At 57.2% G+C, this 11,731-nt stretch carries 8 protein-coding genes and 1 tRNA gene; 3 read left to right on the forward strand and 6 right to left on the reverse strand.

Going from position 1 to position 11,731, the window contains the following annotated elements; all coding sequences use genetic code 11:
• Positions 1-10 precede the first annotated feature (10 nt).
• Positions 11-1,441: a DNA phosphorothioation system sulfurtransferase DndC gene (gene dndC / locus CJ255_RS09105; protein ID WP_097643792.1), complete on the reverse strand. Its 1,431-nt coding sequence runs from the start codon at positions 1,439-1,441 to the stop codon at positions 11-13.
• A 112-nt stretch (positions 1,442-1,553) separates the two neighbouring features.
• On the reverse strand, positions 1,554-2,192 hold the full coding sequence (gene dndB, locus CJ255_RS09110; protein WP_097643793.1) for a DNA sulfur modification protein DndB: 639 nt from the start codon (positions 2,190-2,192) through the stop codon (positions 1,554-1,556).
• Between the two features lie 404 nt (positions 2,193-2,596).
• Between dndB and CJ255_RS09120 the strand changes: the two genes are divergently transcribed.
• Positions 2,597-2,917 (forward strand): type II toxin-antitoxin system HicB family antitoxin, encoded by a 321-nt coding sequence (locus tag CJ255_RS09120; protein WP_174714063.1) that lies wholly within the window; start codon positions 2,597-2,599, stop codon positions 2,915-2,917.
• 152 nt (positions 2,918-3,069) lie between these two features.
• Here the strand turns inward: CJ255_RS09120 and CJ255_RS09125 are convergent, their stop codons facing one another.
• The 4 genes from CJ255_RS09125 to CJ255_RS09140 all read right to left on the reverse strand — a co-directional run bounded on the left by CJ255_RS09125 (position 3,070) and on the right by CJ255_RS09140 (position 9,151).
• The gene (locus CJ255_RS09125) at positions 3,070-4,695 is read right to left on the reverse strand and encodes a GGDEF domain-containing response regulator (protein WP_097643794.1); all 1,626 of its coding nucleotides are present in this window, start codon (positions 4,693-4,695) and stop codon (positions 3,070-3,072) included.
• The gene (locus CJ255_RS09130; RefSeq protein WP_097643795.1) at positions 4,692-6,614 is read right to left on the reverse strand and encodes a histidine kinase N-terminal 7TM domain-containing protein; all 1,923 of its coding nucleotides are present in this window, start codon (positions 6,612-6,614) and stop codon (positions 4,692-4,694) included. Before CJ255_RS09130 ends, CJ255_RS09125 begins: the two co-directional genes overlap by 4 nt.
• Positions 6,615-6,868: 254 nt before the next feature.
• Entirely contained in the window at positions 6,869-9,019 is a 2,151-nt protein-coding gene (locus CJ255_RS09135) for a glycoside hydrolase family 2 protein (protein WP_097643796.1), read from the reverse strand.
• A 57-nt stretch (positions 9,020-9,076) separates the two neighbouring features.
• Positions 9,077-9,151 (reverse strand) — tRNA-Lys (locus CJ255_RS09140).
• A gap of 296 nt (positions 9,152-9,447) precedes the next feature.
• Here CJ255_RS09140 and def point away from each other — a divergent pair.
• Positions 9,448-10,008, forward strand: a complete 561-nt coding sequence (def, locus tag CJ255_RS09145; RefSeq protein WP_097643797.1) for a peptide deformylase — start codon at positions 9,448-9,450, stop codon at positions 10,006-10,008.
• Between the two features lie 10 nt (positions 10,009-10,018).
• On the forward strand, positions 10,019-11,692 hold the full coding sequence (locus CJ255_RS09150) for a GAF domain-containing protein (RefSeq protein ID WP_097643798.1): 1,674 nt from the start codon (positions 10,019-10,021) through the stop codon (positions 11,690-11,692).
• Positions 11,693-11,731: the final 39 nt, after the last annotated feature.

Raw genomic sequence — 11,731 nt, forward strand, 5'->3', positions numbered from 1 at the left:
GTCTCACGCCCTATGCGGTCGCCAAGCGACCCTCGATCCATTGCTGATGCGCCTCGACGGCGGTAACGACTTCGGCCTCGCTGCGCCACTCGCTGCGTAGCACCTCGTCAATCCGGGCGTGGATCTGCGTGCGCCCGCCGAGGCCACTGGCTTGGCGCTGACTCTCGATCAACGCCAGCATCAGATCGAGCGGCACCTCCTCTTCCGCGCAGATCTGGGCCAACACCGCCCGTTCGTTCGCCCCAAAGATGGCCCCATCATCCTGCGGCCAGGGCAGATCGCGCCCGGTGGCTTGGCGGTAGATCTCGGGTACGGCATCTTCCCAATCGTGGGCTTCAACCCGCCACAAGCGCCGGATTTCGTACAATTCATCCGCGCTGATCAGTTCATAGTGGGGATCGGGGCCGTCGCGCTGCACCTGGCGCTGGGCGCTCAAGAGGCGTGTGAGCAACTCTTTACGAAAGGCGAGGCGGTAGGGGCCACGGATGAGCAACTCGCCCTGACCGCGTTTGCGGAAATGAACCTGCCCATCGCGGCGGCGGTAGTCGCGCACCTCCTTGCGGCGCTCCGGATCTTGCGTCGCAGCAAGAAAATCACGGAACTCAAGCATTGGTGTCATCCACTCCTCGCCATTGTCAATCAGCGCCTCCATTGAGCGGTCGCGTTCAACGACGGTGCAGACCCAGCAACCAAAGCGGCTGTTGCCACAGGATGGCGTCGAGAGATCCACCACCAGCGGACACTCACCCGACTGGGCGCTCCGGTAGAGCGAAGCGAGATCGCGATTATTGCCGCCCCAGGGCGAAGGCAGACTGAGCAGGTAGCTCCAGACATCATCGGTGGCGAAGTCTTCGATGGGTGTATAGACATAGGCGCGTGGCAGGGTCGAATGGCGCGAAAGGCGATAGCCCGTAATCTTATAGTCGTCCATCACCTGGGCACGGGCGTTGCTCTCGCTGCGCCGCTGGCCAAGCACCAGTACCACCTCGCCATGCTGCGCGACCTTACTGAGAATAAAGGTATCAGCGGGCTTAATCTTCAAGCGCTCGGTACACCAGCGGAAGCGGCTATGGGGCGTGGGGTAGCCACGCCCGATCAGATTCACCCAGAAGCTATCGCGCATCGCCGGAGTGAGCCGGTGTACCGTCAACGGCAGACCCGCCTCGCGCGCCACGCGGCCAATCTTGCCGAGATTATCATTGACATGATCAACAATCAGGGGCGTCTCAACCAGCGTATCGGTGGCGATCACATAGATCGGCTTGGTCAACTGATCGGGTGGCAACTCGCGCAGAGCGCACCAGATCAACTGGAGCGAAGCGGTAGAATCCTTGCCACCACTATAGCCAATCACCCAAGGCATCGCATTGCTGCGGTAGACCTCACGAATCTCTTGGTAGATTGCACTGATTGTCCGCTGCGAAAAGATAGAAGTGGTCATGGTTCAATTTCTAGCAGATCATCCTCAGCCGCCACCGCAGGCGCAACGGGAAGTTGTTCGAGACGCAACTCCTCCGGCGAAAGGGGTAGGCCAAGTATCTGTTTCAGTGCACTTACGGTAGCGTGAAGAGCTTGAGCGAACGGTTAGCAATCGTCGAACGCTCCATCTCCGTCATGCCCTTAAAGACGGGCACCTCATTCGCTACGCGGCGCGCAACACCGGCTAATGGTGAACGAAAATCGTAGAGGATACCAATCGAAGCACTGGCGCGTACCGCATGCGTGTTCAGATCGGCAAAGAGTTGTTGGCTACGCTTCAGACCAGCATCGAGAAAAAAGACGACAGCAATTGTCTCGTCAGCAAGATCGGGGCGTTCGCGCAGCGCCTCTTCGATGGCGGCGCGCCGATGTTGACCATCATTGACAATAAAGCGGGCATCAACTGGAACAATGAGCCGCCCCAGATCACGCGGTAGCGTCGCATCTTCGGAGGGCAGAAAGCGCACCTCGCCATCAATTGAGGCAGTTATCGCCGAGAAGACATAATCATTGGGATGCTCGACAATGTAGCGGGTGAGCGCAGGGATACGGGCGCGGTTTAGGACGCGCTGTGAGCGCAACTCAGGGGGCAAATCTTGAGCATCAAAGACAAAGATCCTGGGCAAGAGGCGCAGGGGACACATGGCAACATAGTATTCACGCCCCGCTTGCACGCCACGCATAGCCGGAAACGTATAGGTGAAACCGTCCATCCCACAACCCTGCTCTGGAAGTATATTTTATCACAATGGAAGTATGTATGATACATACAGGAAGCTACATTATACAACTGCTAGGGAGTTCTCGCAAGCCAGTCTTGCGGGACTGTCTTTAGTGTCGTATCATGATACTATGAAGCTAAACAGCCGACACCGCAAGACACTACGGGCCGTTTTTGCTGATCCCGTTCGCGCTGACGTTGCGTGGGCGGACGTTGAGTAGCTTCTGCACGCGTTAGGTGCTGAGATTGGCGCAGGAAGCGCGTGTTCGGATCCAGCTTAACGGTGTGTGCGCCGTCTTTCATCGCCCGCATCCTATGCCAGATACCGACAAAGGTGCGCTCAAGTCATTACGACGGTTCCTAACGGAAGCAGGCGTTGAGCCGGAGGAATGAGCCATGCTGCAGTACAAGGGCTATACAGGTCGTGTTGAACTTGATGACGAGGCGGGCATCTTCCATGGAGAGGTACTCGATCTCCGCGATGTGGTCACCTTCCAGGGCAAGAGTGTGGAAGAGTTAATCCAAGCCTTCCGTGACTCGATTGATGACTACCTCGACTTCTGCACAGAGCGGGGCGAGGAACCAAACAAGCCATTCACGGGACGGCTGATGTTGCGCCTGTCGCCTGAATTGCATCGGAAAGCCTATGTTCGGGCGCAGCGTGAGGGCAAGAGTTTGAACCAGTGGATCAGTGACAAGCTGGCTGAGGCCAGTTAAGCCTGCGTTCAATGGAGCGCAGGGATGGCAGGTCATAGGTTGCATGATCGCTGCCTTCAACGCTTGGTGTGAGTTGTCGTACAATGTCAAGCCCCACGTTCGGCAATCTACAATCTACAATCTACAATCTGCAATCTGCAATCGTCTTACCCCTACCTCCCTTCAAGCACATAGACACTCCCCGGGGTTCGTTTGCCGCGCTTTTTGATGGCAATCGAACGTTGGGCTACTTCGCCGAGGTGCTGGAAGGGTTGATGGGTGCTGCTGACTACGGTGATCGTGAGGGTGACGATGGGAAATTCGGCGGGGCGGCCTTGGCGGTCTTCGCCACAGATTTTGCCTCTATGGCGCGCGGCGGGGTCGTAGAAGAAGGGCGCGGTGGCGTCGAATTGGCGAATGACGCTGCGACAGATTGCTTCAACCCGTTCGGGGCTGCTGATCAGCACGAAGTCGTCGCCGCCAATGTGCCCCACGAAGTCTTCGGGGTTGCCTAGGTTACTCATGGTTTCGAGCAAAATCTGGGCTGTCCGTTTGATCACTGCGTCGCCCTTGAGAAAGCCGTAGCTGTCGTTGTAGGCTTTGAAGTTGTCAATGTCACAGTAGCAGACTGCGAAGGCTTCGCCTTGAGTAATGCGTCGGTTGATTGCCCGTTCAATCGCGATATTCCCCGGCAGGCGCGTTGAGGGGTTGGCACCGCCTTCGCGTTCGCTACGGCGCAGGGTGGCCAGCACCCGAGCGCTCAGTTCGGCGGTGTTGTAGGGTTTGGTGATGTAGTCGTCGGCCCCTAACTGCAAGCCCCGTACCTTCTCTGTTGGTGAATTGATCGCCGACACGAGAATAATCGGGCTCAGTTGACTCTTGGGTTGGGCGCGCAAGCCGCCAAGCACTGTAAAGCCGTCCAAATCGGGCAGCATCAGATCGAGCAGGATCAGGTCGAAGGGCTGCTCGCGGGTGAGACGTAACGCTGCGGTGCCACTGTAGACCTGGGTGGTCTGAAAGCCATCGTCTTCAAGTTGATGGGCGAGCATGGCGGCAATGTCGCTTTCGTCATCAACAATGAGGATGTGGGGGCGAGTTGTGCGGGCATGGACATCAGGAGCAATCATGCCGTTGATCATGGTTGCGATCTGTTCTGGCGTGAGTTGCGGGTTGATGAGCTGGGGCAGCATGGTTTGGCCCGCTGGCATATGCTGGCCCAAGAGTGCCAAGCGGGTGCTTTTTGTTTCGGGATCTTCGCTCAACAGTGGGATGATAAATTCGCTTTGGGCATCTACCTCTGGATCAATCAGGATGAGCGTAGGATGTAGCGTGCGCGCCAGATCCAGCCCCTCCACGGAATTGTGTACCATATGAATCTGGTGGCCATACCTAGCAAGAGCGGTACTGAGGGTTGTGCTGGTCGTTCCATTGGGAATGAGCAACAGAATCTGGCCGACCGCACTCACCAGCGGTACGTGTGACGGCCTGCGCTGCTGGGTCTGCGGCACCGCTTGCTGGGCCACCTGAGCGATATGCTCGGTTTCGGCATTAAAATATGCTACAGGCAGTGAAATGTGAATATGCTGATCATGGATACTCGCATGGTGAATAAAGCATTCACACGTCTGCTGTAATCGCACCACATTACGCTCCAGAACGCTCAGTAAAATTCCAACTTGGGCATGTTCGCTGGTGCTGAGACAGCGCTGGAGCAACTGAGCTGTACTATGGATGCTCGTCAGGGGCGACATCACCGCATGAATGAGCTGGTCAATTTCGGGAGGAACATGCGTGTTCAACGTTCGCTATCTTCCATCAGCGCAAGTTGGCGAGCAACCTCTTCGATGGCGATACGCTGCTTACGGTAGAAGTCCGATTCGCTCATGGCGAGGCGGTTGGCCACGTCGCGTACCGTTTTGCGCTGCAGAAAACGGCCTTCGAGCAGATTGTAGAGCAGCCACTCTTGGGCCGAGGGGTCGAGTTGTTCATCGGGGCGCAGATTGGCAATTGCTTGGCGCAGGACAGTCTGGAGCGCCCGCGTACGATTGCCGCCCTGGTCTTGGATCATGCGCCGCACCGTGCGGAGACTAAGCAGAGGGCTGTCGCTCAATTTTGGCCCGCCCCAGAATTGGGTCAGCGCCTCCTTCACCAACTGCGGGAAGGCCGGATCGAGAATGAGGTCGCTATCAAGTGTATTAATGGTTGCGGGGGTGGCCTGTTCGAGACGACTCGCGAGTTGTTGCAGCGATTCCATTTCGGGGCCAAGGCCGCGCAGGGTGTCAAAGATGCGCTGCTGCATCTGCACGGTCGAGAGCGCCAATTCCATCTGATGAGCTAAGATGCTGATCAATTGGCGCGTTTCGGGCGCAAGGCTGCCCCCGCGCTGGAGTTGTTCGGGCGCATAGGCAACCGCCAAGGCGCCCAGGAAGAGGCCGTCGGGGCTGCGGAGCGGCAAGAGACAGAAGCCGCCACAGTAGAGGAAGGCATCGGTTGGGGGCAGGGTATCACGCGCCCGCGCTGGCAGTTGCTCCAATTGGGGCATCAGGTCATCGAGTGGATACTCGGCGGCAAAGCGTTTGACATCGCTACGCGGGCCACAGACCGCCTTGATCGTATAGCTGCCATCGTTGGTTGGGGCGGCAACAAAGCCGATCTCGACCCGCAACGCACCACAAATCGCCACGAGCGAATTCTCCAGTAGTGCCCGCAGGTCGGCCCGGGTGAAGGTACTGCGCGGTAGATTACGCAGATAGTCAATCTCGTCCTGATCCTGCATGTAGACGAGGGCATCGAGGTAGGGCTTGACGCGACTCACAAACAGGGGCATGAGGACGGTCATCAGCATGACGCCAAAGGTGAGCAGGGTATTTTGTGGCAAGCCCAGCAGTTGTTCAAAGAGCGGCACCACCTGCATAAAGAGGACAATTGAGATGCCCACAAAGGGGCCATAGAGCCACCAGCGCAGGAAGTCTTGCTTGATCAGGCGGTCGGGCAACAGCACTCCCTGGAACGCGACGCTATAGGTCATTACGGTGATCATAATAGCAACGATGATGCTGGCGATGGCTTGGAGCAGTAGGATGGCGGCGGTAGGGGTGGCACTCGGTGCACCAAGGACCAAAAAGGGGAAGACGCCAATGCCGGGGGCGGCGAAGGTGGCCCCAAGGTAGCGCAGACGGCGCCGTTGGGTAATGGTCAGGGCGGTACGTTCGGAGGCAACAATCGCAATCATCACCGTGATCGCACTAAAGATAAAGAAGAGCGTATAGCCCCAGAAGAGCGGGCCGGGGCGAAATTGGGCAATCGGGCCACTCGGCAACTCCCCGCGCACCACCAGATCGGTGCCCAAGGCCACCAGCAGAAAGAAGGCGATACTCCCCACGTAGGCCAGGGGAATCAGCGAGCGCGTACGCGCTGCGAGGGTCTGGCGATCACCAATTGCCAGCAGCCCATTGGCCAAATGGATGTAGGCGGCGGGCACAAGGGCAATGCCGAGCCATTGCGCTCGCGCCAAAAATTCAATCGTACTCGCCCGGGTTGCACGGGCGAGCAGTAGATCGCCACCATAGACCACCACCACCCCGGTGAGCAACACCAACAAAGCGCGGGCCAGATCATTACGCCAATTCTGCATGGCGATATAGGCCAGCAGCGAGAAGGTGACAATCAACACAGCCGCTGCGAGCAACTGGTTGAGTTGGTCGAGGATTAGTAGCATGAGGGAGCTACACCTTCGGATTGGGGGAGGCGATTAGCTACACGCGGCACGAGGGCCATGTGTGTAACGCTAATTATACCATTACGCCCTCTGCGAGGGAGAGGTACAGAGGATTTCACCATCTGCGAGGGAGAGGCACAGAGAATTTCACCACAGAGGCACAGAGGACACAGAGTTTTTGTTGTGAAATGCTATACCTCCCCTCTGTGTTCTCTGTGCCTCTGTGGTAAAAAACTCTATATCTCTGCAAACCTCTAGCGTGAGCCACCCACGTCAATCTCGTAGACCTGACGCACCTCGTGTTCTACGCCGGCCAGATGCAGGTGCAGGGTGTAGCGTCCGGGCATGGTGGGAGTGAGGCGCAGCCGGTCGGCCACAATCGGGGCGCAGTCGGCGGGCAGGTCGAGGCGCTGGCGCACTTCGGCAATCAGGTTGCCTGCCGGATCGCGCAGGTGCGCCTCTAGTTGTGCCCCCAGGATCGTGCGTCGCGCATCGTTGACGACGCTGATGGGCAGATGGATCGCCTCGCCCAGGGCGTAGGTGCGTGGAAAGAAGATGCAGTAGACGTACTGCGGGCTGAAGGCTAGGCGCAAGGCATAGTAAGAGCGCTTCGGCACACGCCAATAGTCCACAATACTCCACAGAACCGCAGGGTAGGGATCGAGGAAGAGGAAGGCAATGATTCCGCCCGTAGGTTGATATTTGCGCTCACGCAGGCGATCCACGTAGTAGCGGTTGATAAAAACCTGGTAATCTTGGCTCATATCCACCACTTCAGCCAGCGATTTGGCCTCACGCCAAGGCAGCCAATTGGCCATAATCTCACCCTGAAGACCGTGGTGCGCCTCAAGCCGGCGGATCGCCGCTTCATTCAGCGGATCGGGCATAAAGCGGCGGCTACTCTCAAGGTTGGGAAAGCTCTGGGTGCCAAATTCAGTGATGAAGCTCAGGTTGCCAGGGAAGCGGCGTTGCATCATTTCGGCATCCTCAAGGGTGCCATAGCTGCGATACCAGCCAAAATAGGCGTGGCAATCGGTTCCTTCGCGCGCATAGGGCAGGTGAAATTCGCCCGACGAGCGCACCACTGGGCGCGTGCTATCCTCCTGTTCAGCCAAAGCCTTCATCTGGGTGTCGAGCACATCGCGGTTCCAACTGAAGCCCAGGGCCGAGATTTGGGTGCGTAGTCGCGCAAACCAGCTTTCGTCGGCAGTATCTTCGAGCAGAAAGGCTTCGTTGTGCATACACCAGACCGCAAGGGCCGGGTGGCTGCCAAGCAGCCGCACCATGGCGCGTACTTGCCGTAAGCCTTCAGCTAAGACACTATGATCGTAGACCCATTGTAGCGGGAAGTCTTGCCACAGCAGGATGCCCGCCTCATTAGCAGCAGCATAGAATTCAGGATGTTCTACATGGGCATGGACACGTAACATATTGAAGTGGCAATCGCGGGCCAGAACCAGATCATGCTCATAACGCTCACGGGTCATTGTAGCGATGCGCATATCACCCGGCGGATAGTTATTGCCTTTGACGAAAAAGCGTTGGCCATTCAGATACGCAATCCATTGGCGCAATTCAAATGTTCGCACACCAAAGGTGAGCTTGAATGTGTCACTAAGTTGCTCGTTCACTACAATGTCAAGTGTTACATCATAGAGATCAGGGCGACCTAGATCATGCGTCCACCAGAGGCGCGGCTCGCGCAGCTTGATCAGCCCGCCAATGCGTTGCACGCCTGCAATGAGTTCGCGTTGCAGCGCAAATTCTTGGGTAGCCCCAGCAAAGGTACGGGGGCTAAAGCGCAGGCGCAGCGTCACCGGGCCGGCATGGGCAGCATTGAGGTCAAGATCAAAACGCACCTGGGCAAAGCGCGCATCACAGGCACTCGTCAGCAGACGGGCGTGGCTCAGGCGCACCGCACCGCTGGCATGCAACTCCACCGGCAGCCAGATGCCCCCAGGGTTAGCATGAGGATCGAGGCAATCCCAGTGCGAAAAGACACCCGTGAGCATCTTTTTGCCCAATTTGTTGCGCTCTTCAGGGCAATCCACCTCAACCAGCAGCGTATTCTCAGCCTGAAGCAACTCGGTCACCTCCACCTCATGGGGGATAAAATAGCCCGCGTGGGCACCAAGATCTACGCCATTGAGGTAGACACGGGAATAGTAGAAGACACCAGCGAGCCGCAGCCATTGACGTTGCCCCGGCGCAGGGTGGGGGTGGGAATGGGTAAAGCGGCAACGGTAGACCACCTTGCCGTGATGCGCTTCAAGGCCCGGCAGTTGTTGCCAATGGCCCGGCACCTGAGCAGGCTGCCAACCATGCTCATCGCGCGGGTAGATACCCTGATGAAACTCCTTGAGTGGGCGGATCTGCCAATGATCGGTGAGGGTTTGGTCGTGCATAGTGTCGTTAGATCAGCAACGCCCCGTCCAGCACTTGGACGGGGCGTTACGCGAACTTGGTGGGCCCCCAGGGACTCGAACCCTGAACCAATTGATTAAGAGTCAACTGCTCTACCATTGAGCTAGAGGCCCGCAAAGCGAGAGCATTATACGCCGCTTGGCCTATCCTGTCAACCAAGATTAAGCCTCCCGGTGGAGGTTTGGAGGAGGCGAAGCCTCCCCCAAAAAACTCTTGTTGTTGCGTTGTGGCGGCTTCGCCGCCACAACGCAACAACAAACGGGGTTTGGGGCGTAGCCCCAAAAACTTTTGACGTAGCTCTACCCCTGGTGACAGCACATGCTATAATTATTAAGAGAGTGCGCGAGGGAACCTGGTTCCCTCGCATCCCCTCCGTTAGCGTAGAACATATGAGGAGCAAGCATCAATCATGGCGTTGCGACGAATTTTTCGTATTGATAACGATAGCGATAAGAAGGTTCTCAAAACTCATTGCCGTCCCGTCAAGTTGCCCGACCGCAATATGAAACAGCTTATTGCCGATATGTTTGAGACGATGCAGGCAGCGAATGGGGTTGGCTTGGCAGCACCGCAGGTTGGTTTGCCGATCCAGCTTTGTATCATCGAGATTCCTCCTGAAGTTGAAGAACAACCAGATGGCACCCAGGTTGAGGTTGCTCCCGTCGAGCACTATGTACTCATCAATCCTAAAATTGTCAAGGTCAGTGGTGAAGAGGTCATGCGCGAAGAGGGTTGCCTGAGCCTACCCGGTTGGTATGGCCAGGTGCCCCGCCATACCTGGGTGACGGTTGAGTTTCAGGATGTGAGCGGCAAGCTCCGGCGTTTGCGTAAAGCAGGTGGCCTGCTTGGTTGGGTAATTCAGCATGAAGTTGATCACCTCAATGGCATCCTCTTTACGGAACGCATCCGTGATTTGAGTACCTTGCGCGATATGAACGCTGAGGCTGAGGCGGAGAAATTGGTAGTCTGAAGAAATTTTCATGGCTAATCTCTTCTTTGAGTGTGATGCCAAAGAACATGATGTCGTTATTCACATCCAAGCTCATGGGGTGCTGCTGGTGCTGCATGAGGCTGACCTGACGGTACTTCAGGTGAGCGCCAATACCGAGCAGTTGCTCGGAGTTGCGCCCGAGCAACTGCTCGCTCAGCCGCTGACAGCCCTCTTCGGAACCGCCCAGGTGGCCCATCTGCACACGATGCTGCTGCTGTTGCAACCGGAGATGCGTTCGCTCATGCATCTGCAACTGCAACCCCCTCACCCCCAGCACCCCCTGCTGGCGCAAGTCCAACGCCAACCCGGATGCATCTTGCTTGAACTTGAGCCCGCCCCCTCCTTGTTGATGCCCTGGAGCGAACTGGTGGCTGCGTTGCGGGCCTTGCGTACCCTGCGTAGCCTGGCGGGCATCTGGCCCGTAGTGGCGGCTCAGGTGCGCCGATTGACCGCCTTTGAGCGTGTGACGGTTGTCCAGTTCCAGCCCGATGGAAGTAGCCTCGTTTTGGCTGAACAACTCCATGCGAATGTGGCCTCATTTCACCCACACATGGTGCCCACCCGCCTGCCCCCGCTCCAACGCGCCTACTACCTCAACGCGCAGATTTGTGTTCTAGTTGATCTAAAAACCGATCCAGTTGGGTTGATCTCCGCAGCACATGGGTCGCCACCGCTTGCCTATGAGTACGTAACGCTGCTTGCACCTCCTGCGGCACAGCGGAGCGTATTGCAGCAAGAGGGGGTACGTGCCGCACTCAATATTCCCCTCTTTCATCACGGTAGCCTCTGGGGTATGATCTGTTGTGTGGATTACACACAGCCACACCCGACCACCTTTATCCTGTGGACCATTGCCGAGTTGTTGAGCGAATTCCTCAGCCTGCGTCTCAGTACCCTCGCACTACAACCCGAAGCGCTCACCTCGCACCTCACGGAACGCCAGAGTGTGCTGCGTCTCGGCTGGCTCCAGACCATCACCGCTGCGCTTGGTGAAGCCCTGAACCTGCAAGCGGTGGCGAGTGTGATCGTAGAGTTGGCAACAGCAGCGATAGAGGCCCAGCAGGGCTACCTGCTACTACGTTCGGCTGATGGCGTAAGCCTTGAATTGGCTAATGCCAGTGAACATACTGTTGAACAAGGACATCAAACCGACAATTGTCCCTTGGATGCCAAGCTGCCGATTACCGAAGCGGTGCGCTGTGGAACCGCACTGTTTCTTGCTCAGATACCCGCAGATGATCCGCGTTTTCGTGATGTAACGCACCAGGCGATCAACATTTCCACGGGCGGGGTGGCCGCCCTGCCCCTTGGCGATGGTGCGCGCGGCGGGATCATCTTTGCTTTCAAACAAGCCCATAGCTTTAGCCCGGCTGAACAGGAGTTTCTGCTAACGGTCGCTGAGTTGACCCTGCACGCCCTAGATCGGGTGCGCCTCTATGATGATCTACAAAAGGCTCGTGCCCAAGCCGAGGCCGCCGTGCGCATGCGCGACCAATTTCTCTCCGTAGCCACCCACGAACTGAAGAGTCCCATGGCCGCTCTGGTGGGTCATGCCCAGTTGATCGAACGACGCCTGGCTAAAGCTGAACATAGCGATGCCGCGCTGCGCGTGGCGCTGCAACAGATTATACCAATTACCATTGAACATTCCGCATTGTTGTGATACACTGAAATTACCCGTTTTCGTGTCGAGATCAAAGAG

The sequence above is a fragment of the Candidatus Viridilinea mediisalina genome (assembly GCF_002532535.1).
Lineage (GTDB): Bacteria > Chloroflexota > Chloroflexia > Chloroflexales > Chloroflexaceae > Viridilinea > Viridilinea mediisalina.